23 protein-coding genes are annotated in these 22,618 nt (G+C 67.7%); 16 read left to right on the top strand and 7 right to left on the bottom strand.

Features of this window, described 5'->3' with window-relative positions; all coding sequences use genetic code 11:
- Positions 1-21: 21 nt before the first annotated feature.
- Together argS and DFO63_RS15190 are read left to right on the top strand one after the other, a co-directional pair.
- Complete coding sequence (gene argS, locus DFO63_RS15185; RefSeq protein WP_119007277.1) at positions 22-1,710, top strand: arginine--tRNA ligase; 1,689 nt, start codon at positions 22-24, stop codon at positions 1,708-1,710.
- A 21-nt stretch (positions 1,711-1,731) separates the two neighbouring features.
- The gene (locus tag DFO63_RS15190) at positions 1,732-2,631 is read left to right on the top strand and encodes an SPOR domain-containing protein (protein ID WP_119007278.1); all 900 of its coding nucleotides are present in this window, start codon (positions 1,732-1,734) and stop codon (positions 2,629-2,631) included.
- A gap of 121 nt (positions 2,632-2,752) precedes the next feature.
- On the opposite strand, the gene DFO63_RS15195 is transcribed toward DFO63_RS15190, so the two are convergent.
- Positions 2,753-3,505: an SDR family NAD(P)-dependent oxidoreductase gene (locus DFO63_RS15195; RefSeq protein WP_119007279.1), complete on the bottom strand. Its 753-nt coding sequence runs from the start codon at positions 3,503-3,505 to the stop codon at positions 2,753-2,755.
- Positions 3,506-3,651: 146 nt separating this feature from the next.
- Here DFO63_RS15195 and DFO63_RS15200 point away from each other — a divergent pair, with 146 nt between their 5' ends.
- Positions 3,652-4,119 carry a DUF1456 family protein gene (locus DFO63_RS15200; protein WP_107231535.1) on the top strand — a complete coding sequence of 156 codons (468 nt, stop codon included), beginning with the start codon at positions 3,652-3,654 and terminating at the stop codon, positions 4,117-4,119.
- On the opposite strand, the gene DFO63_RS15205 is transcribed toward DFO63_RS15200, so the two are convergent.
- On the bottom strand, positions 4,088-4,975 hold the full coding sequence (locus DFO63_RS15205; protein WP_049444591.1) for a LysR family transcriptional regulator: 888 nt from the start codon (positions 4,973-4,975) through the stop codon (positions 4,088-4,090). The two genes, DFO63_RS15200 and DFO63_RS15205, sit on opposite strands and share 32 nt — an antisense overlap.
- 50 nt (positions 4,976-5,025) lie before the next feature.
- Here DFO63_RS15205 and DFO63_RS15210 point away from each other — a divergent pair, with 50 nt between their 5' ends.
- Positions 5,026-6,267, top strand: coding sequence for an MFS transporter (locus tag DFO63_RS15210; RefSeq protein ID WP_119007280.1), 1,242 nt, complete (start codon positions 5,026-5,028; stop codon positions 6,265-6,267).
- Here DFO63_RS15210 and DFO63_RS15215 read toward each other — a convergent pair.
- On the bottom strand, positions 6,264-6,962 hold the full coding sequence (locus DFO63_RS15215; protein WP_119007281.1) for a TorF family putative porin: 699 nt from the start codon (positions 6,960-6,962) through the stop codon (positions 6,264-6,266). The two genes, DFO63_RS15210 and DFO63_RS15215, sit on opposite strands and share 4 nt — an antisense overlap.
- 178 nt (positions 6,963-7,140) lie before the next feature.
- Between DFO63_RS15215 and DFO63_RS15220 the strand changes: the two genes are divergently transcribed.
- The gene (locus DFO63_RS15220) at positions 7,141-7,530 is read left to right on the top strand and encodes a DUF6165 family protein (RefSeq protein ID WP_119007282.1); all 390 of its coding nucleotides are present in this window, start codon (positions 7,141-7,143) and stop codon (positions 7,528-7,530) included.
- Between the two features lie 6 nt (positions 7,531-7,536).
- Here the strand turns inward: DFO63_RS15220 and DFO63_RS15225 are convergent, their stop codons facing one another.
- On the bottom strand, positions 7,537-8,241 hold the full coding sequence (locus DFO63_RS15225; RefSeq protein WP_119007283.1) for a response regulator transcription factor: 705 nt from the start codon (positions 8,239-8,241) through the stop codon (positions 7,537-7,539).
- A 177-nt stretch (positions 8,242-8,418) separates the two neighbouring features.
- The gene (locus DFO63_RS15230; protein ID WP_014035687.1) at positions 8,419-8,991 is read right to left on the bottom strand and encodes an Ax21 family protein; all 573 of its coding nucleotides are present in this window, start codon (positions 8,989-8,991) and stop codon (positions 8,419-8,421) included.
- 210 nt (positions 8,992-9,201) lie between these two features.
- On the opposite strand from DFO63_RS15230, the gene DFO63_RS15235 reads away from it, so the two are divergent.
- The gene (locus DFO63_RS15235; protein ID WP_119007284.1) at positions 9,202-11,604 is read left to right on the top strand and encodes a prolyl oligopeptidase family serine peptidase; all 2,403 of its coding nucleotides are present in this window, start codon (positions 9,202-9,204) and stop codon (positions 11,602-11,604) included.
- A 91-nt stretch (positions 11,605-11,695) separates the two neighbouring features.
- Entirely contained in the window at positions 11,696-12,055 is a 360-nt protein-coding gene (locus tag DFO63_RS15240; protein ID WP_014035685.1) for a DUF1428 domain-containing protein, read from the top strand.
- A 15-nt stretch (positions 12,056-12,070) separates the two neighbouring features.
- Here the strand turns inward: DFO63_RS15240 and DFO63_RS15245 are convergent, their stop codons facing one another.
- Both DFO63_RS15245 and DFO63_RS15250 read right to left on the bottom strand, forming a co-directional pair.
- Complete coding sequence (locus tag DFO63_RS15245) at positions 12,071-12,760, bottom strand: hypothetical protein (RefSeq protein WP_119007285.1); 690 nt, start codon at positions 12,758-12,760, stop codon at positions 12,071-12,073.
- Positions 12,761-12,856: 96 nt separating this feature from the next.
- Positions 12,857-13,765, bottom strand: a complete 909-nt coding sequence (locus tag DFO63_RS15250; protein WP_119007286.1) for a histone — start codon at positions 13,763-13,765, stop codon at positions 12,857-12,859.
- 491 nt (positions 13,766-14,256) lie between these two features.
- On the opposite strand from DFO63_RS15250, the gene DFO63_RS15255 reads away from it, so the two are divergent.
- The 9 genes from DFO63_RS15255 (at position 14,257) to DFO63_RS15295 (ending at position 22,153) form a co-directional block, all read left to right on the top strand.
- The gene (locus DFO63_RS15255; RefSeq protein ID WP_119007287.1) at positions 14,257-15,690 is read left to right on the top strand and encodes a Do family serine endopeptidase; all 1,434 of its coding nucleotides are present in this window, start codon (positions 14,257-14,259) and stop codon (positions 15,688-15,690) included.
- A gap of 101 nt (positions 15,691-15,791) precedes the next feature.
- Complete coding sequence (locus tag DFO63_RS15260; RefSeq protein WP_004153835.1) at positions 15,792-16,157, top strand: hypothetical protein; 366 nt, start codon at positions 15,792-15,794, stop codon at positions 16,155-16,157.
- A gap of 8 nt (positions 16,158-16,165) precedes the next feature.
- Positions 16,166-16,636: a phage holin family protein gene (locus DFO63_RS15265; protein ID WP_004153834.1), complete on the top strand. Its 471-nt coding sequence runs from the start codon at positions 16,166-16,168 to the stop codon at positions 16,634-16,636.
- Entirely contained in the window at positions 16,633-17,082 is a 450-nt protein-coding gene (locus DFO63_RS15270) for a hypothetical protein (protein ID WP_049444577.1), read from the top strand. Before DFO63_RS15265 ends, DFO63_RS15270 begins: the two co-directional genes overlap by 4 nt.
- Positions 17,083-17,149: 67 nt before the next feature.
- Positions 17,150-18,259, top strand: coding sequence for an AI-2E family transporter (locus DFO63_RS15275; RefSeq protein WP_049444574.1), 1,110 nt, complete (start codon positions 17,150-17,152; stop codon positions 18,257-18,259).
- Between the two features lie 31 nt (positions 18,260-18,290).
- Positions 18,291-19,010 carry an HAD-IA family hydrolase gene (locus DFO63_RS15280; RefSeq protein WP_119007288.1) on the top strand — a complete coding sequence of 240 codons (720 nt, stop codon included), beginning with the start codon at positions 18,291-18,293 and terminating at the stop codon, positions 19,008-19,010.
- A gap of 3 nt (positions 19,011-19,013) precedes the next feature.
- Positions 19,014-20,381 (top strand): M17 family metallopeptidase, encoded by a 1,368-nt coding sequence (locus tag DFO63_RS15285; RefSeq protein WP_119007289.1) that lies wholly within the window; start codon positions 19,014-19,016, stop codon positions 20,379-20,381.
- A 135-nt stretch (positions 20,382-20,516) separates the two neighbouring features.
- Positions 20,517-21,620 carry a catalase family peroxidase gene (locus DFO63_RS15290; protein WP_119007290.1) on the top strand — a complete coding sequence of 368 codons (1,104 nt, stop codon included), beginning with the start codon at positions 20,517-20,519 and terminating at the stop codon, positions 21,618-21,620.
- Positions 21,617-22,153, top strand: coding sequence for a cytochrome b (locus tag DFO63_RS15295; protein ID WP_012509795.1), 537 nt, complete (start codon positions 21,617-21,619; stop codon positions 22,151-22,153). Before DFO63_RS15290 ends, DFO63_RS15295 begins: the two co-directional genes overlap by 4 nt.
- Positions 22,154-22,618: the final 465 nt, after the last annotated feature.

Below are 22,618 nucleotides of genomic sequence, written 5' to 3' on the forward strand. Positions count from 1 at the left end.
CTCATTCTCACAGCAGGCCTCGTGAAAAATCTCCTCCGCGCCCTGATCAGCCAAGGCATCGAAGCCTTGCGCGCCAATGGCACCCTGCCCGCCGACTCCCTGCCGCCGGACTTCGTGGTCGAGCGCCCGAAGACCCGTGACCACGGCGACTTCGCCACCAACGCCGCGATGCTGCTGGCCAAGGCCGCGCGCAGCAATCCGCGCGCACTGGCGCAGGCGCTGGTCGAGGCGCTGCCGCGCAGCGAGGACGTCAGCAAGGTCGAGATCGCCGGCCCCGGCTTCATCAACTTCCATCTGGCCCCGGCCGCGTACCAGCGCGAAACCGCCTCGGTCATCAAGGAAGCCCACGACTACGGCCGCAACCTGTCCGGCAATGGCCGCACGGTGGGCGTGGAATACGTGTCGGCCAACCCGACCGGCCCGCTGCATGTCGGCCATGGCCGCGCGGCGGCGATCGGCGACTGCGTGGCCCGCGTGCTCGATGCCAACGGCTGGAACGCCAAGCGCGAGTTCTACTACAACGACGCCGGCGTGCAGATCGAGAACCTGGCGCTGTCCACCCAGGCGCGGATCAAGGGCATCGCACCCGACCAGGACGGCTGGCCGGAAGGCGGCTACCGCGGTGAATACATCGCCGATGTCGCCCGCGCCTACATGGCCGGCGCCAGCGTCGATCTTGAAGGCAGCATCGTGGTCGGCGCCAAGGACCCGGACGACATGCAGGCGATCCGCCGTTTCGCGGTGGCTTACCTGCGCAACGAGCAGAACCTGGACCTGGCTGCGTTCGGTGTCGACTTCGACATCTACTTCCTGGAAAGCTCGCTGTACGCCGACGGCAAGGTCGCCGAAGCGGTGGCCAAGCTGCAGGCGTCCGGCCACACCTATGAGGAAGGCGGCGCGCTGTGGCTGCGCAGCACCGACTTCGGTGACGACAAGGACCGCGTGATGCGCAAGTCCGACGGCACCTTCACCTACTTCGTGCCGGACGTGGCCTACCACCTGTCCAAGTGGCAGCGCGGCTACGAGCGCGCGATCACCGAACTGGGCGCCGACCACCATGGCTCGCTGGCGCGCGTGCGCGCCGGCCTGCAGGCGATGGAAGTGGGCATCCCGCAGGGCTGGCCGGAATACGTGCTGCACCAGATGGTCACGGTCATGCGCGGCGGCGAGGAAGTGAAGCTGTCCAAGCGTGCTGGCAGTTACTTCACCCTGCGCGACCTGATCGAAGAAGCCGGCCGCGATGCGACCCGCTGGTTCCTGATCGCGCGCAAGCCCGATTCGCAGCTGACCTTCGACATCGACCTGGCCCGCCAGCAGAGCAACGACAATCCGGTGTTCTACGTGCAGTACGCGCACGCCCGTGTCTGCAGCCTGCTGCGCCAGGCGCAGGAAAAGGGCCTGTTGTACGAGCAGGGCAATGGCCTGGCCAATCTGGGCCGCCTGGCCGACGATGCCTCGCTGGTGTTGATGAACGAGATCTCGCGGTATCCGGAAGTGGTGGAAGCGGCCGGCGTGGCGCTGGAGCCGCACCTGGTGGCGCAGTACCTGCGTGAATTGGCGCATGCCTTCCACACGTGGTATCACGGGACGCCGGTGCTGGTGGACGACGCTACCGATCGCAACGCCAAGCTGACCCTGGCCTGCGCGGCGCGCCAGGTGCTGGCCAACGGCCTCGAACTCCTGGGCGTGAGCGCCCCGGAAAAAATGTAAGCATCAGGAGACGCAGTACACATGGCAGCACGACGCGGCAAAACCCAGGCACGACGCAACAGCAGCAACCAGGGCACACCCGGATGGGTGTGGCTGGTGGCCGGTGTGGCGATCGCCGCTGTGGTGTTCCTGGCGGCGCCGAACCTGTTCAAGGGCGAAGGCGATGGCTTCCTGCGCGCCGGTCCGCAGCCGAACCCGAACGCGCAGCCGGCCCCGGTCGCTGATGCCGACAGTGATGTCGGCAGCCAGCCGGCCGCGCAGCCGGCCACGCCGAAGCCGGCCGAACCGGAGAAGCCCGCCGCGACGCAGTACGACTTCTACACCCTGCTGCCGGGCAAGGAAGTGGAAATGTCCGACGCCGAACTGGCCGCCAGCGCGCGCGCCGAGGACCAGCGCCGGGCCAAGGCCGAAGCATCGCGCGCGCAGGCCGCGCTGGAGGGCAAGCCGGTACCGCCGGCGAGCACGGCCACGCCGGTACCGACCGCAACGGCCAGCGTTGCCAGCACCGCACCGGTGACCGCAACCAACCGTCCGCTGCCGGCACCGCTGAGCGAACGCCCGGCCACGGCAACCCCGCCGGCCAGCACCGCACCGGCGTCGACCAGCACGGCGGCCGCCACCCCGGCGGCGCGTGCGGAAACCGCGCCCACCGCGCCGGCGACCACGGCCGCACCGGTGGCCGCCGACAACGCGCGTTACATCCTGCAGGCAGGTGCCTTCGGTGCGTCCGGCGATGCCGAAGCCACCAAGGCCAAGCTGGCCATGATGGGCCTGGCGGCACGCGTGGAGTCGGCGCAGATCAACGGCAAGACCGTGTATCGCGTGCGCATGGGGCCGTACGGCAGCGCCGGCGAACTGTCTGAAGCGAAGCAGAAGCTGGATGGTACCGGCCTGCAGGCGATGGCGATCAAGGCGCAGTGAGTCTGTCGATGTGAATGAAAAAGCCGGGCATTGCCCGGCTTTTTTTTGTCTGTGTAGAGCCGAGCCTATGCTCGGCTTCTGTTGAAAGCAGTCGAGCATGGCTCGACGCTACAAACGGCCATCAGCCCTCTCGGGCGACCTGGAATCCGGCGAACGACTGGCTGACCGGCATCAGCTCCAGGCGATTGATGTTCAGGTGCGGCGGCAGCGTGGCCACCCAGAAGATCTGTTCGGCGATGTCTTCGGCGGTCATCGGATTGGCGCCGGTATAGAGCTTGTCCGACGCAGCCTGGTCGCCATGGGTACGCACCACGGTGAACTCGGTCTCGGCCATCCCCGGCTCGATCGTGGTCACGCGCACGCCGGTGCCGTGCAGGTCCGAGCGCAGGCCCAGCGAGAACTGGCTGACGAAGGCCTTGGTGCCACCATATGCGTTGCCGCCCGGGTACGGGTAGACGCCGGCCACCGACGAGACGTTGATGATCGCGCCCTTGCGCTCCACCAGCTGCGGCAGCAGGCGATGGGTCAGGGTCACCAGCGCGGTGATGTTGGTGTTGATCATCGTGGTCCAGTCCGACAGCTTGGCGCTCTGCGCCGGCGCGGTGCCCTGTGCGAGGCCAGCGTTGTTGACCAGCAGATCGATCTCGCCGAAGGCCGGCGGCAGCGCCAGCAGGGCCGCTTCCATCGCGATCGGATCGCGGATGTCGAAGGCGGCCGCATGCACCACGTCCTTGCCGTAGCGCTCGACCAGCGGCTGCAGGCGTTCGCCGCGGCGGCCGGTGGCGATCACCTTCCAGCCGGCCTGGGCGAAGCGGTGAACGGCGGCGGCGCCGAAGCCGGACGTGGCGCCGGTAATCAGGACAGTGCGGGTCATCAGGCAACTCCAGGGGAAAACCAGACCCCCATTCTGGCACCGTCGGTTGGCCTCTGTGTTGCCGGATCGGCCAGATCCGGGGTCAGATCCCCCTGCTCCGCAAAGGGACCTGACCCCAGCTGCGGGGTGACCGGTACAATTGCACCATGATCAACAATGATGTCCTGCGCAGCGTGCGCTACTCCCTGGACCTGGGTGACCAGCACGTGGTGACCCTGTGCCAGATGGCCGACCCGGCCTTCGCCGTGGATGCCGAACAGGTGAAGGCCTGGCTGCGCCGCGAGGACGAAGCCGGTTTCGAGGCGATGAACGACAGCGCGCTGGCCCACTTCCTCGACGGCCTGATCGTGCACCTGCGCGGTCGCGACGAGAGCCAGCCGCAGCGTGCGGTGGAAACCCGCATCGACAACAACCTGGTACTGAAGAAGCTGCGCGTGGCCTTCCAGCTGCGCGACGTGGACCTGATGGAGATCTTCGCCAGCGCCGGCTTCAACGTGTCCAAGTCGGAAGTCGGCGCGCTGTTCCGCCAGCCCGGCCACGCCAACTACCGGCGCTGCCTGGACCAGATGCTGCGCAACTTCCTCAAGGGCCTGAGCCTGCGCCTGCGCGGCTGAGCACGGCCTCGACGAAGGCGCGCGCGGCCGGCGTCGGCAGCCGCTGCCAGACCAGGTGCACGCGCCGGGTCGGGGTCGGCTGCAGTGGAATCTGCACCACGCCCCGGAAGCCTTCGGCGATCAACGCCGGCACGATGCCGACTGCCAGCCCATGGCGGACGAAGCGCTCGACCAGTTCCATCAGGTTGACCTCGAAACGCACCGTGTGCGGCAGCCCCGCGGCGGCGAAGGCATCATCGGTCTGCCGGCGCGCACCGGTGCCGCGCGGGAAGTCGACCAGCGCTTCATCCTGCAGCGCGGTCAAGGGCAACCGTTCGCACCCGGCCAGCGGATGCGATGGCGCCAGCACCGCCACCAGATCCTCCTCCTGCAGCATGCGGTGACAGACACCGTCCAGCGCTGCCGACGGCGCCAGACCGACCAGCGCCACGTCCAGCGCACGTGACTGCACCTGCGCGATCAGATCCTCGCTCTTGTCCACCCGCAACTGGAACTCCACCTGCGGGTGCGCCTGCTGGAAGGCCGCCAGCATCGCCACCACATCAATGTCGGTCAGCGAGGAGATCTGCCCGATCGCCAGCAACCCGCGCACCTCGCCACTGACGGCAGCCACGTCGGCACGCAGATGGCGCAGGCTGGCCAGCACCTGGCGTGCGTGCACCAGCAGCGCCTCGCCGGCGGCGGTGGCCCGCACCTGGCGTGGCAGGCGCTCGAACAGCGTTGTGCCCAGTTCCTGTTCAAGATGGGCGATCTGGTGGCTGAGCGCGGACTGCACCACGTGGCAGCGCTCGGCGGCACGGGTGAAATTGCCCTCTTCGGCCAGCGCCACGGCGAATTCGAGCTGCTTGAGATTCACGCAACCATCTCATTTTCAGATGACAGGGATGATGATGATTCATTTCCATCATGACCGCAGCAGGCGGACACTGTGCACCCCGCTTCCTGGAACACCGCGTGAGCCCGTCCCTCCCCCCTCTGCACCGCTGGCAGGTGCTGCTGATGTCGGTCGCCACCGGCGTGGCCGTGGCCAGCAACTATTATGCGCAACCGCTGCTGCACACCATCGCCGATGCCTTCGGCGTGCCGTTCGGCCAGGTCGGCATGGTGGTCACCGCCGCGCAGCTGAGCTACGCCGCCGGACTGATCCTGCTGGTGCCGCTGGGTGACCTGTTCGAACGCCGCCGCCTGATCGTGGTGATGAGCCTGCTGTCAGCTGGCGGCCTGGTGATCAGCGCCTGCGCACCGTCGCTGGCCTGGTTGCTGGTGGGCACCGCGATCACCGGCCTGTTTTCGGTGGTGGCACAGGTACTGGTGCCATTCGCCGCCACGCTGGCCGCGCCGGAACATCGTGGCCGCGTGGTCGGCACCTTGATGAGTGGCCTGCTGCTGGGCATCCTGCTGGCGCGTACCGTGGCCGGCCTGCTTTCCAGCCTGGGTGACTGGCGCCTGGTGTATGCGATCGCTGCCGGCACCCTGGTGCTGACCGCACTGGCATTGCAGCGCGGCCTGCCGCGATTCCACCACAGTGCCGGCCTCGGCTACTTCGCATTGCTGCGCTCGATCGGCGTGCTGTTCGTGCAGGAGCCGGTGCTGCGCCAGCGCACCCTGCTGGGCGCCTGCAGCTTCGCCATGTTCGCGATCTTCTGGACCCCGCTCGCGTTCCTGCTGGCGCAGCCACCCTACGCCTACAGCGATGCCACCATCGGCCTGTTCGGGCTGGTCGGTGCCGCCGGCACGCTGGCTGCGGGCCTGGCCGGGCGCATGTCCGACCGTGGCCAGACCGGTCGTGCCACCGCCATCGCGCTGGTGCTGTTGCTCCTGTCGTGGCTGCCACTGGGGCTGTCGGCCCACTCGCTGCTGGCGCTGCTGGTTGGCGTGGTGGTGCTGGACCTGGCCGCACAGCTGCTGCACGTCAGCAACCAGAACCTGATCTACGCACTGCAACCGGCGGCACGCAACCGGCTCAATGCCGGCTACATGACCGGCTACTTCATCGGCGGTTCGCTGGGTTCGCTGCTGTCGGCGCAGGTCTACCAGCGCTACGGTTGGACCGGCGTCTGCGTGGCGGGTGCCACAGTGGCCGTGCTGGCCCTGCTGCTGTGGCTGCCTGGCGCGCTGCGTGCGCGCCAGGCGGTGTCGTCGAACTAGAAGCTGCCCTGCAGTGCCAGCTCCCACCGTCCACCGGCATTGCCGGGGAACAGGCGCTTGGCCGCGTTGTCGGTGTCATGCACGGTGGCGCGCAGCTCCCATGCCGGCGCCAGCGTGGCAATGGCACTGAGCTGGCCATGCAGGTAGTCCGGGCCCTGCGCGGTGGCCAGCCAGTACTGGCCCACCGCTGCTTCCAGGCGGACGCGTTCGTGCAGCGGCACACGCACGCCCAGCTGGGCATAGGTTCCGCGATGGCCACCGGCCAGCGCATCGTTGGAATGCGCGACCTGCAGCCAGGCGCGCTGCTTCCAGGTCACGGTGGTGTTGAGTTCGGTCCAGTCCAGCGCACGGCCGGTACCCGGATACATGTAGCGGGTCAGGTTGGCGTCCAGTGTCCAGTCCGGTGCCAGCGCGCCGGACCAGCCCGCCACCAGGTCGAACTCGCTGCGCGCGCCATTGTCCGGTTTGAACGAAACGTTGGAACCCCAGACGCTGGCATACCAGCCCGACGGGATCGAGATCTTCGCGCCGGCCTGCACCGCCGGGTCACCATCGCTCTGCGAGCTGCCGCGCCACACGTAATCGCTGGTCAATGCAGCACTGCCACTGACCTGCACCTGTGCCTGCGCGCTGCCCATGCCAAGCAGCCCTGCCAGGGCGGCCACCACCGCCGCCATCATCCCCTTGCTGTTCACTGCACTGTGTTCCTCGTCGAAGGCGGTCGCACCGCCGGGACGGCAGTGTCCAGTGCGTGGCCGTAACGGATCGAGGGTGCCGCCCGGCCCGCGGCGCAAATTCGGCGTAAATCCCGTGGATCGGGGCCACGCGCCAACGGCGCGGTATCATGGCGCCTTGTTTCCAGGAACCAACCGCGTGGACGCCATCCTGACCCCGGTATCGATCGGCGAGCTGATCGACAAGATCACCATTCTCCAGATCAAGGCCGAGCGCATCGATGATGCCGCCAAGCTGGCCAACGTGCGCACCGAGCTGGACGGCCTGCTGCCCCTGTTGCAGCAGCAGCTGCAGGCACAGCCGGCGCTGGCCGCGCTGCAGCAGCAGCTGAAGGCGATCAACGAGCGCATGTGGGACATCCAGGACCAGCTGCGCGACAAGGAAGCGGCCCAGGTGTTCGACGAGGCGTTCATCCAGCTGGCACGCGGTGTCTATGGCACCAATGGCGAGCGCGTGCAGGTGAAGAACGAGATCAACCGCGTGGCTGGTTCGGCACTGGTGGAAGAGAAGCAGTACCAGGGCGAGTAACGCCGCTCATCCGCATTCCAGCAGGTGGCGGAAGCGGAACAGGTCACCGTCTCCGCGGATGCCAAGCTTGCGGTAGGCCGAGGTTTTCTGCGAGCTGATCGTGCTGGCCGAACGCCCCGATCGCAGGGCCATTTCGCTGGTGCTGACCCCTTTCAGCACCAGCCCGAGCACTTCACGTTCGCGCTGGCTCAACGGCGCCAGTGCCGGGGCCGGCATTCTGCGTGCACGCGTGCGCGGCAGGTTCAGTTCCGCGCGCAGCTCCGGTGGCACGAAGCGCCCTCCCCGGGCGACCACATCAATGGCGCGCAGCAACAGGTCCGGTGGCGTCGACTTGGACAGGAAGCCGCGCGCACCGGCACGCATCGCGGTGGCCACCGTGCTGGCATTGCAGTGCGCCGAGAGCACCAGCACCGGCAGCGCCGGCCAGCGCTGCGACAGCACGCGCAACAGGGCCAATCCATCACCCAGGTCACCCATCGGCAACGCATCGATCAGCAGCAGGTCGACACATGCCGGGCTGCGCGCCAGCAGCTGCAGCAGGTGCGCCTCGCTGGACAGGCTTACCCGCACCTGCACGCCACTGTGCTGGCGCAGCAGCACTTCCACCCCCAACCGCAGCACCGGGTGCGGGTCCAGCAACGCCAGGCGTCGTGGCCGATCAGCCAGCAGGGGCGTGAGGGTCGGTGGCATCGCGGCATGTCCAGGCAACATGGGACATCCACCGTAGGTCGGTGCCCGCAGCGGCGGAATCCAATTCCTTGCAATGCCGGGCCCGCGCAGCCCGCCAGTCAGATGGCATTCCGGTTTGCCACGGCGCAAACGCAACAGGCCCGGCAAATGCCGGGCCTGTTGGAGCGTCTCCAGCGCGGAATCGCGCCGGGGCAGCAGTTACCAGCTGAAGCGCGGGCCGACGGTGTATTCCTTGTCGCCGTGGCGGTTCATCTTCAGCTCGCCGTTCAGGCCCCAGTTCTGGTTCAGCTTGACCTGACCGCCCAGGCGGCCGTACCACTGGCCATCCGGATTGACGCCGTGCTTCTTGGCGTAGTCTTCGTAGCCGACCATGCCGTAGACCTCGGCGTGGGCGCCGAAGGCAGTGCGGATACCGGCTTCAGCGCTGTAGCCGTTGAAGTCCAGACCGTGCTTCGGGTCGAACTTCTGGTAGGCAACGCGGGCAACGAAGTCGGTGCTCGGAGCGATTTCAACGTTGTAGCCGGCACCGATCTTCCACTGGTCAACCTTCAGGTTGGTGTGGTCGATTTCCTGGCGGCTGTATTCGCCGAAGGCGTGGAAGTTCGGCAGGAAGCCGTAGGAACCCTTCACGCCCCAGCCATCCGCCTTGATGCCATCGACGTCGGTCTTGGCGTAGTCGGCTTCGGCGTAGTTGTAGGACAGGTTCTCAGCAGCCGAGGCGGTGAACGGCAGGGCAGCGGCCAGGGCCAGAGCAATCAGCGAATTCTTCATGGGGGTACACCTTTACTTTCTTATGGTGTGCAGCAGCGCCAGGGCGCCATCGCATCGGGAATGTAAATTCTCCGTTATTCGCCACAACGCTCCCTGAAAACAGCAGTCTTCGCATTGCTGAATTTTTTGCCTTGATTCAGGCTGCGTCTGGCATACGCGCGCGGCGCGCGTGCATATGAACCCCGCCGACGATTGCAACAGGAGGTTGCCTTGCACGTGCCTGCCCCGCTGCGGTTCCCGTTCTGCGCCGCCATCCTGGCCTTCACCGGCGTGTTTTCCATCGCATCGGCGCAGCCGCTGCAGCCCGCCGACTACCAGCGCGCCGAACGCGTGCACGACAGCCATCTGCGCGGTGCACTGCGCAATGCCTCGATCGTGCCGAACTGGTTGGCCGATGGCCGCTTCTGGTACGAACGCGAAGATACGCAGGGCCGACGCCAGGCGGTCCTGGTCGATCCAGCACAGGCCACCCGCCAGATCCTGTTCGAGCCGGCCGTACTGGACACTGTGGTTGCGCCCTTCGGAGCCAGCGGGCCACGCCTGCGCCTGGCCAGCGTGCAGGTGATGGGTGATGGCCTGCGCCTGCGTTTCAGCGGTGAGATGCCGATCGACTGCCAATGGCCACGCTGGCACTGCGTGCGGTCGCAGGATGCAATGCCGCCGGCAGATGCACTGCCTTCGCCCGCTGGCGATGCCTGGCTGCAGATGCGCGACCACAATCTGTGGCTGCAGTCGCCCGGAATGGCAGCACGAGGGCTGACCACCGGCGGTGAACCCGGCCATGGTTATGGCGTACTGCCGGACTTCACCCTGCGCGGTATTCCACGCCGCCAGGGCCGGATGCCGGCACGGCCGTTCGCGGTCGGCTGGTCACCGGACGGCCGCTACGTGGCCGGCATCCGCTACGACGAACGTGCACTGCAGTACTACCCCTATCTGGAAAGCACGCCGGCCAACAGCGCGCGCCCACGCGTGCATACGGTGAAGCTGGGGCTGCTGGGCGACGCACAACAGGTACGCGACAGCCTGTATGTGGTCGATACCCGCAGCGGCCGGCAGCACGACATCACGCTGCCCGAAGGCTGGAACATCCTGAGCGAGGCCGGCATCCTGGGCTGGGACGGTGGCCGCCTGTATGCCGTGATCGCGCACTTCGGCGCGCCACGGCGCTTGCGCCTGGTGGAGATCGAGGCCAGCAGCGGTGCACTGCGCACCGTGCTGGAGGAGGCCAGCGATACCCGCCTGCAGCTCAACGTGTATTCGTACAACCGGCCAGCGGTGGCGATCCTGCCCGGGCAGGACACGGCCGTGTGGTTCTCGCAGCGCGATGGCTGGGGCCATCTGTACCGGGTGCGCCTGTCCGACGGCAAGGTGCTGCGCCAGCTCACGCGTGGCCGTTGGGCGGTGCGTGACCTGCTGGGCGTGGACGTTGCACACGGCTGGGCGTATTTCAGCGCCGGCGGTGTCGAGGGCGGCGATCCCTACGTGCGCGGCCTGTACCGGGTTCCGCTGCGCGGCGGACCGGTGCAGCGCCTGGCTGCCGATGGCAGCGACCATCTGGCCGATGCCGGCACCGGTGCGCTGTTCGGGGGACGCGCGCCGCAGGCACTGTCGCCGCATGGGGGCTATCTGGTGGATACCGTCTCCAGCCTCGTGCAGCCGCCGCGCACCGTGCTGCGTGCCAGCGATGATGGCCGCGAAGTGATGGTGGTGGAAGAGGCGGACCACCACGCGGTGATTGCCGCTGGCTGGCGCCCACCGCGGCGCGAACGCCTGTTGGCCGCCGACGGGCACACGCCGATCTTCGCCACCGTCTACCTGCCCCGCGACTATCGCGATGACGGCAGCTTCCCGGTGATCGATGCGATGTACGGCGGTGCCTTCATCAGCAATGCGCCGGTGACCTATGCCGAAGCCGTATCGGCGTTGAATCCCGTCTCGCGCGCCAGCCTGGCCGAACTGGGCTTCGTGGTGGTCAGCATCGATGCGCGCGGCACCGGCGGCCGTGACAAGGCGTTCCATGACAGCAGCTTCCTGCACGCTGCCGATGTGCAGCTGGATGACCACGTGGCTGCACTGCGCCAGCTGGGTGAACGCTACCGGGGCATCGATCTGCAGCGGGTCGGCATCTACGGGCATTCATTCGGCGGCTACAGCGCCGCGCGCGCCCTGCTGCGCTACCCGGCGTTCTACAAGGTGGGCGTGGCTTCTGCCGGCAGCCACAACTTCCAGGGCATGTACGGCGGCGCGCTGCACGGCATGGATCGGCTGTTCGGGGGCGTGCTGCCGGCCACGGCCATGGCCGATGGCGTGCCGGTGCCCTTTGCCGGACTCGACAATGCAGCGCTGGCCGGCAACCTGCGCGGGCATCTGCTGCTGGTCTACGGTGAACTGGACGAGAACGCACCACCGGCATTGACCCTGCAGCTGGCTGCGGCCCTCAACACGGCCCAGCGCCGCTACGACCTGCTGTACCTGGCCCGGCAGGACCACGAGCTGTTCCGCAACGACGCCACCTACACGCACCGCATGTGGGACTACTTCGTGCGTCACCTGGCCGGCCGGGAGCCGCCGGAGACGGTGCTGGCGCCGCTGCCCGGTGGCCCGGGCTGAACAGGCGCGCGCGGGATGTCGATCCCTGACGCGCTGGTTCGTCGTGTACTTGAAGGCCGTGCATGCGGCGCGGTCCATCCGGAGGCAGGCAATGAGCTACATCGATGGTTTCGTCCTGGCGGTACCCACCGCCAACAAGGAGAAGTTCCTCGCCCACGCACGCACTGGGGATCCCGTTTTCATCGAGTACGGCGCGCTGCGCGTGGTCGAGTGCTGGGGCGATGACGTACCGCACGGCAAGACCACCGATTTCTTCGGCGCGGTGAAAGCCACGCCGGATGAGACGGTGGTGTTTTCCTGGATCGAATGGCCGGACAAGCCGACCCGCGACGCCGGCATGCAGAAGATGATGGAGGACCCGCGGTTTGATCCAGCGAAGAATCCGATGCCGTTCGACGGCGCGCGGATGATCTACGGCGGCTTCGTGCCGCTCTACGAGCTGACGCGCTGAACCCGGCGGACGCGCTCAGCGCGCGTCCGTGTCATCGCTGGCAGCGGCATGGCCGGCGCCCAGTGCGGCGCCGGCCCCCAGGCCCATGCCGCCCATGCCGGCCCCCATTCCGCCGCCACCGCCGCCTCCACCCGCACGGCCGCCCTTGGCATCGCCGTCGTTGCGGCCCTTGCCGCCGCCGCTGGCACCGGGCCGGGTCGGCCCCTGCGGAGGAATCTGCAGGTCGGCCGGAATCGGGGCGAGGTCCAGTGCTTCGCGCACGAAATCGCGCAGCGAGACCACCAGGTCATGGGTGTGCACCGGTCGCCCCTGCGCCAGTTCATTGGCCGCGCGCGCGGCCAGCCGTACCTGTTCGTCGGTGCCCAGCAGCAGGATGTCCGACAGCGCGGCCTCGACCGCATCGCGGATGCGCCGCGCACGGTCCGAGCGCGGCTCGGCGATGCCTTCGGCATCTTCGCGCTGGCGCAGGTCACGGCGATGGCTGGGATCCACGCCCAGTTCTCCAGTGAACGAACCGCCCAGCGTCTTGTAGGCGGCCATCAGCGTGCGCAGCCGTTCATTGATCTGCCGGTTCTCGCGCTCGCGGCGCTGCTGCAGGGTCTGCATCACCAGCAGGCGGATGCCCACGCCCAGCAGGGTGATCAGGACCAGGCCGGCCAACGTGGACAGCACGCCCTGCCAGGAACTGAAGTCGATACCACGCATGCCCGGGGCTCCTGCAGGAAGAACCTGCATCTTGCCCCAGAAACGCGAAAGGCCCCACCACCCGGTGGGGTGGCAGGGCCTTCGGTCGCGGCGCGATTACTTGCGCTTGGCGACCTTGCGCACGGCCTTCTTGGCCGGAGCCTTCTTGGCGGCGACCTTCTTCAGCGGCGCAGCCTTCTTGGCGACCGTCTTGCGGGTGGCGGCAACCTTCTTGCCCACCGCCTTCTTAGCGACGGCGGCCTTCTTGCCGACAACCTTCTTGGCAGCGGCGGTCTTCTTGCCGACGGCCTTCTTGGCGACAGCAGCCTTCTTGCCGACCACCTTCTTGGCGGCCGCAGTCTTCTTGGTGGCGACCTTCTTGGTGGCGGCAACCTTCTTGCCGACAACCTTCTTCGCAGCCACGGCCTTCTTGCCAGCGACCTTCTTGGCGGCGACGGTCTTCTTGGCCACGGCCTTCTTGGCGGTAGCGACCTTCTTGCCGACCACCTTCTTGGCGGCCGCGGTCTTCTTGGCAACGGTCTTCTTGGCAACGGTCTTCTTCGCGACGACGGCCTTCTTGGTGGCGGCCTTCTTCACGGTGGCGACCTTCTTGCCGGCAGCCTTGGTGGCGGCCTTGGTGGTCTTCTTGGCGGCAGCGGCCTTCTTGGTCACAGCCTTGCCGGCAGCGGCCTTCTTCTTGGCCACTTCCTTCTTCAGGGCAGCGGCTTCGGCCTTGGCGTTCTTCTTGGCCGCTTCCAGCTTCTTCTTGGCGTTGGCAACGGTCTTGCCGACCGACTTGGCGGCCTTCTCGGCCTTCTTGGCAACGGTCTTCTCGACCTTGGCCACAGCCTTCTTGGCCTTGGCAACGCGGGTACCGGCAGCCTTGGTGGCGCGCTTGACGGTCTTCTTGACCGACTTCACGGCGTCTTCGGCAGCGTGGGCGATGGTCTCGCCAACGTTGGTGGCGGCTTCTTTGACGTTCTCGACGGCGTCGGTCACGACCGACACACCATTACCGTTGCTCATGTTGCCCTCCTGGGGGCCTTAAGTATCAAAACGGGGCGATGCTATACCGACATTGACGATCGTGGAACGGGGCACGCGCCAGCAATCGCATCTGATGCGACGGCCATGGTGTAGCCCACCACTGCCGCAGGAGCGGCGGGTTCACAGGAAACCCCTTTTTTTAAGGACTACGCCACATCCACCGCGTGGTCGAAGATGGCCGTTGCGTGCCGTTGCATGGATGCGGCATCCGATGCGTGTTGTGGCGCATTGCGGCACCCGGTTGCGCGGAACTGCGCAAGTATCGGTCTGTGTCCGCGCGCCCAGCGATCGTCTTCGGTGATGCAGGCGTCGCCTGTGCGGGTGTCGCCACAGCCTTGCTGCCAGCCTCCGCACCCGCCTTCTTCGGCCTGCGGTTTTCATGGCGCATTTATCCAGATCGCGACACACTCATTCAGCTTGTTTTACCGTAGGGCCGAACCGCCCCCACCCACGCCAGCGAACCGACTCCCATGCGACCGCTTCCCACCCTGCTCACGCTCGCAATCGCCGCCGCCTTCGGTGGCTTCGTTGCCACCGGCATCAATGCCCACCTGGACAACCGTGCCGACGCAGCACCGCTGCCAGCGGTGCTGCCGACCACGGCCGCGTTGCCGGCCGCGGTGGCCGGGCAGGCGGTGCCGTCGCTGGCGCCGATGCTGGAAAAGGCGATGCCGGCAGTGGTCAGCGTCAACACCAAGCAGGTGGTGCGCGTACGCAACCCCTTCTTCAACGACCCGTTCTTCCGCCGCCTGTTCCCGGACATTCCGCAGGAACGCATCAACGAATCGCTCGGCTCGGGCGTGATCATCGACGCCAAGGAAGGCCTGGTGCTGACCAACCACCATGTCATCGAGAACGCCGATGACGTGCAGGTGACACTGGCCGATGGGCGCACGGTGAAGGCCGAGTTCCTCGGTTCGGACCGTGATACCGACATCGCGCTGATCCGCATCCCGGCGCAGAACCTGACCGACATCAAGCTCGGCAACAGCGACCAGCTGCGGGTGGGCGACTTCGTGGTGGCCATCGGCAACCCGTTCGGCTTCAGCCAGACGGTCACCTCGGGCATCGTCTCGGCGGTGGGCCGCAGCGGCATCCGTGGCCTGGGCTACCAGAACTTCATCCAGACCGATGCATCGATCAACCCGGGCAACTCCGGTGGTGCGCTGGTCGACCTGCAGGGCCAGCTGGTCGGCATCAATACCGCCAGCTTCAACCCGCAGGGCAGCATGGCCGGCAACATCGGCCTGGGCCTGGCGATTCCGTCCAACCTGGCGCGCAGCGTGGTCGACCAGCTGGTCAAGCACGGCGTGGTGGTGCGCGGCACGCTGGGCGTGGAGAGCCAGAACCTGACCGCGCAGATCGCGCAGGGGCTGGGCCTGGGCGAAACGCGGGGTGCGCTGATCACCCGCGTGCTGGCCGGTTCGGCCGCTGCTGCGGCCGGGCTGAAGCCGGGCGACGTGGTGGTCTCGGCCAACGGCCAGCGCGTGGACAGCGCCGAAGCCCTGCACAACGTGGAAGGCCTGGCCGCGGTCGGCAGCCCGCTGGCGCTGGACGTCCGCCGCGAAGGCAAGCCGCTGCATATCAAGGCCACGCTGAAGGAACAGGCGCGTGCGGTCACCGGCGAGAGCCTGGACCCGCGGCTGACCGGTGCCACCTTCGTCGACCTGCCCGAGTCGCTGCGGCAGTCGGGTGTCGGCGGCGTGCTGGTCAGCGAGGTCAAGCGCGGCAGCCGCGCGGCGACCAACGGCCTGCAGCAGGGCGACATCATCACCGACGCCACCGTGGGTGAATTCGCCGACCTGGCCAGCTGGCGAGCCAATTTCCAGCAACGCCCGCCGACCCTGGTGGTGCGCGTGCTGCGCAACAATGGCCAGCAGCAGGGCCAGCTCGTGATGCGCTGATCGCCCTGCCGTAACACCCCCTATACCCCGGCAATGCTATTGCTGTCAGTCCAGGTCGGCACCGCCGACACCCGTTCCCCCATCGCAACAGGAGTGATTCGATGAGCCCCACCAATACCGAGAACCTGAAGGAACACCTGGGTGAAGCCGGTTCCCACCTGAAGCAGGCCGCCACGGCCGCCGGCGGTGCGATCAAGGGCGCAACCGGTGCCGCGACCGACGAACTGCGCATCGGCAAGGCCAACGTCAAGGCCGAACTGTCCGACAGCGCGCTGTCTGGCCTGGCCGCCGCCGAATTCGGTGGTGCCGCTGCCAAGGAACAGGTCGACGCGTTGATGGACAAGGGCAAGGACCTGATCGACAGCGCTGCCGAGTTGATCCGTGAGCGTCCGCTGGCCTCGTTCGGCGTCGCCTTCGCTGCCGGCTGGATCATTGCCAAGCTGGCCCGCGGCAGCAGCGACAAGTAAGCCGCGGCGTGAGCGAAGACAACGCGCAAGCCCCTGATCCGGCGGCCACCCCGCCGCTGGATGAGAGCATCCGCCAGGTCGGCGCGGCCGGTCGTGCCGCTGCCGATTCGGCCAAGCATTCACTGCGGTCGCTGCGCCGCCTGGCCTCGGCCGACTTCGCGCTGGCACGCAGCGCGTTCGGTCGTGCGCTGGCCTGGGCCGGCGTGGCGATCGTGTTCGGTGCGTCGGCGTGGTTGCTGATGGCCGCCACCCTCATCGCCCTGCTGCAGAGCTGGGGCCTGAGCTGGCTGCAGGCGCTGCTGATCACCTCGTTGCTGAGCCTGGCCGTCACCGGCTATGCGATCTGGCGGGTGTCCTACTTCTTCCACCACACCGGCATGCACGCCACCCGGCGCCAGCTGTCACGCCTGGGCCTGTTCGACGAGCCCAGCGAAGATGACCCCGATGCCGATGTGCAGTTGCCGGAGGGCAAGCCATGAAGTTCGGTGCGCTGCAGCGGCGGGTGAAACGCTGCGAACAGGTGGTGACCGTGCGCCTGGTCGAGACCCAGGACCACTGGTCCACGCTCAGCCAGGTCTGGCGACAGGGCTGGTCGCCGCTGCGCATCGTGGTGGTCGGCCTGGCCGGTGGCTTTATTGCCGGCAAGCTGGAAGTGCCGGGCAAGGTCAACGGTGCCCGCTGGCTGCAGATGGTCGGTTCGGTCTCGAATCTGTTCGCCAGTGCACAGGCGGCGTTCGCCACGGCGATGGCGGCGCAGGCGGCAGCCAGCGCCGACGACGCGGCCGAAGAAGCCGACGATGCCAGCGAACAGGCACAGGCGGCGGCCTCCGCTTCCGACGCACGGCCCACACCGCGACCGGAACCCGAACCGGAACTGCGCGAACCGCGCCCGGCCGAAGCGGCCACCGAGCTGTCCGAACGTTGATCCACGGAATCCGCCGCGCCGATCGCGGCCGGCGGATAATGCGCTCCCCTTCCCGGTTGGTGCGTCGATGAGCGAGTCCCTCCTGTCCCCGTCACCGGCCGATCCGCAGGATGCGGAAGCGCCGCTGCCGCCCCCCTCGCGCCCGCGCGGGCCGATGTCGCTGGTGGTGCTGGCAACCCTGGCGGTGGGCTACACGCTGTGGGCCGCGCAGGACATCATCCTGCCGGTGCTGCTGGCGATGTTCTTCGCACTGGTCGGCAACCCGATCCTGCGCCTGCTGCAGAAGCTGTGGATTCCGCGCGCACTGGGCGCCCTGCTGATCCTCGGTGCGGGCCTGGGCGTGACCGGTTCGCTGGCGGTGCAGTTGATCGGCCCGGCGATGGAATGGGCGCAGGAAGCACCGCAGCAGCTGCGCAAAGTGGCCCGTCAGGTGCAGGACCTGACCAAGCCGGTGCAGCAGGCCAACCAGGCCGCGGAAAACTTCGCCCGCGTGGCCGGCGGTGACAGCAACCACAAGGTGCAGGTGATCCGCACCCAGCTGGACGATCCGTACCGCATGCTGACCCGTGCGCCGCGCCTGGCCGCGTCGGTGCTGGCGGTGGTGCTGCTGACCCTGTTCTTCATGATCTACGGGCAGAGCCTGCAGCGCGCAGCGATCGCGCTGTTCCCGAACCGCCAGCAGCAGCGTTTCACCACCGACATCCTGCGTTCGATCGAGCGGGAGGTCTCGCGCTATGTGCTGACCATCAGCGTCATCAACACCCTGGTCGGGCTGGTGTTCGCCGGCGTGCTGATGCTGTTCGGCATCGGCCTGCAGGAAGCCTTGCTGTGGGGCACCGTGGCTGCACTGCTGAATTTCGCCCCGTACGTGGGCCCACTGATCGGCGTGGCATTGATGCTGTTGATGGGCTTCGTGGAATTCCGCGACCCGCTGCAGGCCCTGCTGCCGGCCGCTGCCTACCTGGCCCTGCACACCCTGGAAGGGCAGATGGTGACCCCGATCGTGCTGGGCCGGCGGATGAAGCTGTCGCCGCTGGTGCTGATCCTGGCGCTGATGGTGTTCGGCTGGGCCTGGGGCATGATCGGCCTGCTGCTGGCGGTGCCGCTGCTGGTCTGCATCAAGCTGGTGCTGGCACGGCTGGACGGCATGCAGGGCTGGGCACGCCTGCTGGAATGAAAGCCCGCGCGGGCAGGCGTAGAATGGCGGGGTGAATTTTCCCGTCCAAGCCATCACTCTCGACCTTGACGACACGCTGTGGCCGTTCGCTCCGATCGGCGCCCGCATCGACCTGGTCCTGCACGCGTGGATGCGTGAACACAGCCCCGCCACCGCCGAGATGTATCCGGTGGCGGCCATGCGCGAACTGCGCGAGCGCCTGTACCACGCCCATCCGCACCTCCACCACGACCTGAGCGCGCTGCGCCGGCTGACCCTGCACGAAGCCCTGCACGGCAGCGGCGCCAGTCTCGATCTGCTGGAACCGGCGTATGAAGTGTTTTACGCCGCACGCAACCAGGTCGAGTGCTACCCCGATGCGATCGATGCGTTGGCGCGGATTGCCGCGCGGGTGCCGGTGGCAGCGCTGAGCAACGGCAATGCCGATCTGGAGCGGATCGGCCTGGCCCATCATTTCGCCTTCCAGCTGGGCGCGCGCGAGCACGGCGCAGCCAAGCCCGAGGCAAGCATCTTCCACGCCGCCTGCACCCGCCTGGGTGTGGCGCCGGCACAGGTACTGCATGTCGGCGACCATGCCGAGATGGACGTGGCCGGGGCGATCGCCGCCGGCCTGCGCGGGTGCTGGATCAACCGCGAAGCAGCCACCTGGACCCATCCGCACCTGCAGCCGGACCTGCAGTTCGACACCCTCATCGGCCTGGCCGACTGGTTGGATGCCAACCTCGACGCCGCCGCACCCCGGAGTACCTGACGCATGAGCGAGATCACTGGCTTCACCACCGACACCGCCGCAGCGCTGCCGCTGTACGTGCTGGACCGCGAGCAGTTCGCGGCCTGGAAGGACGGCCAGCCGGCCGCCACCCAGGCCTGGCTGGCGTCGCAGGGCTTCACCGCCGGCGCGCACAGCGTGGCCCTGCTGCCCGGCAGCGATGGCCTGGCCGGTGCGGTGATGGGTGTGGGTGATCGTGGTGATGCCTACAGCTATGCGCATGCCCCGCACGCCCTGCCGGAAGGCAGCGTGTGGCAGCTGGCCAGCGAACTGCCGGCCGCCGAACTGGCCCTGCTGCAGCTGGGCTGGGGCCTGGGCAGCTACCGCTTCGACCGTTACCGCAAGCGCAACCGTGCACCGGCGCAGCTGGTGGCGGCACCGTCCGGCGAGGTTGCAGACCTGATCGCCGCCAGCCTGCGCGTGCGTGACTGGGTCAACACGCCGACCGAAGACATGGGCCCGCAGCAGCTGGAAGACGCCGCACGCGCCCTGGCCGATGCGCATGGCGCGCAGGTCGAAGCGATCACCGGCGATGAGCTGCTGAAGCAGAACTTCCCGGCCATCCACGCCGTGGGTCGCGCATCGCACCGCGCACCGCGCCTGGTGGTGCTGCGCTGGGGCAAGGACACCGATCCGGCGCTGGTGCTGGTCGGCAAGGGCGTGTGCTTCGATACCGGCGGCCTGGACATCAAGCCCGCCGACGGCATGCGCAACATGAAGAAGGACATGGGCGGCGCCGCGCATGCACTGGCGCTGGCCGGCTTGGTGATGGCACGCGGGCTGCCGGTGCGCCTGACCCTGCTGGTGCCGGCGGTGGAAAACGCGATCGGTCCGGATGCCTTCCGCCCGGGCGAAGTGATCGCCACCCGGAAGGGCCTGAGCGTGGAGATCGACAACACCGATGCCGAAGGCCGCGTGATCCTGTGCGATGCGCTGACCTTCGCCGGTGAGCAGAAGCCGGACCTGGTGCTGGACTTCGCCACCCTCACCGGTGCCGCACGCATCGCACTGGGCCCGGATCTGCCGGCGCTCTTCAGCAATGACGACAGCGTGGCCCAGCAGTGGCTGCAGGCCGGCGACGCGACCCGCGACCCGGTCTGGCGCATGCCACTGTGGCGCCCCTACCTGCGTTACCTCAGCAGCGGCATCGCCGACCTGGCCAACGCCGGTTCGCGCATGGCCGGCTCGGTGACCGCCGCGCTGTACCTGGAGCGTTTCCTGGAAGAAGGCCAGCGCTGGGCGCACCTGGACGTGTACGCCTGGAACGACGGCGAACGCCCGGGCCGTCCGGCCGGTGGCGAAGCGCTGGCGCTGCGTTCGGCATGGGCGATGCTGAAGGCGCGTTACAGCTGATCGGGTGGGTGCCGACCTTGGTCGGCACGCCGTCCCCGGCAAACTTGACGAAAAATTGAATACCGGGCCTGGAAGGGTTCTGCGAGGATGTGTGGGTCGACCACCCACACGCTCCGTGAAGGCAGGACTCCGACCATGTCGCTCTTCCGCTACACCCGTGCCGGCCAGACGGCGGGCGCACCGCGCAGGCATTCGCCGCTGCTCTGGATCGCACTGATCGCGCTTATTCTGGGCGCCGTCGCGCTGGCCTTTGCCTGGCTGGCCGGCTGGATTGGCGACCGCCTCACCGCGCAGCGCTTCACCGACACCATCGAGGCCACCGGCCCGGCCCATCCCGGGTTCCGTCGTGCGCACAGCAAGGGCATCTGCGTAAGCGGTTGGTTCGAACCCAGTGCGCAGGCCCCTACCCTGTCCAGCGCCCGCGTGTTCTCGCAGTCACGCGTACCGGTGATGGGCCGCCTGTCGATCGGCGGCGGTGACCCCTACGGCGCCGACAACACCGCACGCGTGCGCAGCCTCGCGGTGCAGATGGTCAGCGATGACGGCCAGGAATGGCGCATGGCGATGAACAGCTTCCCGTTCTTCGCCGTGCCCAACGCCGAGGCGTTCTACGAGCAGACGCGCGCCTCCATCCCGGACCCGGCCACCGGCAAGCCCGACCCGCAGAAGATGGCCGCGGTGCTGGCCAAGTACCCCAGTGCACAGGCCTTCCAGCAGTGGGCCAAGACCGCGCCGTGGACCAGCAGCTGGGCCGACACCACCTTCAACAGCGTCAACAGCTTCTGGTTCACCAACGCGCAGGGCCAGAAGCGCGCGGTACGCTGGCGCTGGCAACCGCAGGCGCCGGTGGTCGAGATGGATGCGGAAACGCGCAAGCAGGCCAGCATCGATTTCCTCAGCCAGGAACTGCAGCAACGCCTGGCCAGCGGCCCGGTGCGCTGGAACCTGGTCGTGACCACCGCCGAGCCCGGCGATGCCATCGATGATCCGTCGGTACCGTGGCCCGAGTCGCGTGATCAGGTGGTGGCCGGCGTGCTCAGCCTGGACCGCATGCAGTCGCAGGAACAGGGCGCGTGCGGGCAGATCAATTTCGATCCGCTGATCCTGCCCAGTGGCGTGCGTGGCAGTGACGATCCGATCCTGGCGGCCCGCTCCGCCGTGTACTCGCAGTCCTTCAACCGCCGCGAACGTGAGCGCGCCACCGGCAACGTCGAGCAACCGAAGGAGGCCGCACGATGAGCACCGGCAACGGCCACTTCAACCTGCTCGCGCGCGTGCTGCACTGGTCCATGGCGCTGATGATCATCGCCATGCTGTTCATCGGCGTGACCATGGTCGCCTCGCTGCACCTGCGGCCGATGCTGATCGACCTGCACCGCCCATTGGGCATCGCCATCGGCGTACTGGTGCTGTTGCGCCTGTACAACCGGCTGCGCCATCGCCCGCCGCCACTGCCGGCGGATCTTCCGGTGTGGCAGGTGATGGCCGCCAAGGCCTCGCACTGGATGCTGTACGCGCTGATGCTGGCAATGCCGCTGATCGGCTGGGCGATGCTGTCGGCCGGCGGCTATCCGATCGTGCTGTGGGGCGGCCTGCACCTGCCGCCGATCGTGCCGCACACCCCGGCACTGTATGCCGCGTTGCGTAACGCGCACAGCCTGCTGGCCTATGTGTTGTTCGCCACGGTACTGATGCACGTGGGTGCGGCGCTGTTCCACCTGTGGGTGCGGCGTGATGGGGTGTTCCAGGCGATGGCGCGCGGGAAGGATTGAGCGGGTTCCACCTGCGCCCACGCATGGATAGCGCCGGGCCATGCCCGGCGGATCATTTCCGCGCCTGCGGAGAGGTGTCACTTTCTTTGCGCGCAAAGAAAGTAACCAAAGAAACGCTCCGCCGGCCGCGAGCCGGCGCGCTTCGCACGCCGGTGCCCTGCGCTCCTCGGTCCGTCGAGGGACGGTGCGGGAACTCGCTGCGCTCAGACACCCGCACCTCTTCGCCCTCGCCGGACCTGCGGTGCTCGGCTCGCTTGAAGGCGGACTGGAAAATCAAGATCAAGGGCAACAGCAACGGCAACGGCAACGGCAACGGCATCCACGCATGGCGTGGATCTACTGGGTGCAGCTGTGGCATTTGACCTTGGGTCCGCCTTGAGCGAGCCGAGCATCGCAGGGGAATCAGGGGCGAAGAGGCGCCGGTATTTGAGCGCAGCGAGTTCGGCGCCGTCCCCTGATTCACCG

This window comes from Stenotrophomonas sp. AG209 (assembly GCF_003550055.1).
Lineage (GTDB): Bacteria > Pseudomonadota > Gammaproteobacteria > Xanthomonadales > Xanthomonadaceae > Stenotrophomonas.

Coding starts and splice junctions, on each gene's coding strand:
- DFO63_RS15190 (WP_119007278.1), top strand. CDS start 1,732: ATGGCAGCACGACGCGGCAAAACCCAGGCACGACGCAACAGCAGCAAC.
- DFO63_RS15255 (WP_119007287.1), top strand. CDS start 14,257: ATGCGACCGCTTCCCACCCTGCTCACGCTCGCAATCGCCGCCGCCTTC.
- DFO63_RS15225 (WP_119007283.1), bottom strand. CDS start 8,241: ATGTTGCCTGGACATGCCGCGATGCCACCGACCCTCACGCCCCTGCTG.
- DFO63_RS15285 (WP_119007289.1), top strand. CDS start 19,014: ATGAGCGAGATCACTGGCTTCACCACCGACACCGCCGCAGCGCTGCCG.
- DFO63_RS15210 (WP_119007280.1), top strand. CDS start 5,026: ATGACCGCAGCAGGCGGACACTGTGCACCCCGCTTCCTGGAACACCGC.
- DFO63_RS15195 (WP_119007279.1), bottom strand. CDS start 3,505: ATGACCCGCACTGTCCTGATTACCGGCGCCACGTCCGGCTTCGGCGCC.
- DFO63_RS15290 (WP_119007290.1), top strand. CDS start 20,517: ATGTCGCTCTTCCGCTACACCCGTGCCGGCCAGACGGCGGGCGCACCG.
- DFO63_RS15260 (WP_004153835.1), top strand. CDS start 15,792: ATGAGCCCCACCAATACCGAGAACCTGAAGGAACACCTGGGTGAAGCC.
- DFO63_RS15240 (WP_014035685.1), top strand. CDS start 11,696: ATGAGCTACATCGATGGTTTCGTCCTGGCGGTACCCACCGCCAACAAG.
- DFO63_RS15275 (WP_049444574.1), top strand. CDS start 17,150: ATGAGCGAGTCCCTCCTGTCCCCGTCACCGGCCGATCCGCAGGATGCG.
- DFO63_RS15270 (WP_049444577.1), top strand. CDS start 16,633: ATGAAGTTCGGTGCGCTGCAGCGGCGGGTGAAACGCTGCGAACAGGTG.
- DFO63_RS15250 (WP_119007286.1), bottom strand. CDS start 13,765: ATGAGCAACGGTAATGGTGTGTCGGTCGTGACCGACGCCGTCGAGAAC.
- DFO63_RS15245 (WP_119007285.1), bottom strand. CDS start 12,760: ATGCGTGGTATCGACTTCAGTTCCTGGCAGGGCGTGCTGTCCACGTTG.
- DFO63_RS15230 (WP_014035687.1), bottom strand. CDS start 8,991: ATGAAGAATTCGCTGATTGCTCTGGCCCTGGCCGCTGCCCTGCCGTTC.
- DFO63_RS15200 (WP_107231535.1), top strand. CDS start 3,652: ATGATCAACAATGATGTCCTGCGCAGCGTGCGCTACTCCCTGGACCTG.
- DFO63_RS15295 (WP_012509795.1), top strand. CDS start 21,617: ATGAGCACCGGCAACGGCCACTTCAACCTGCTCGCGCGCGTGCTGCAC.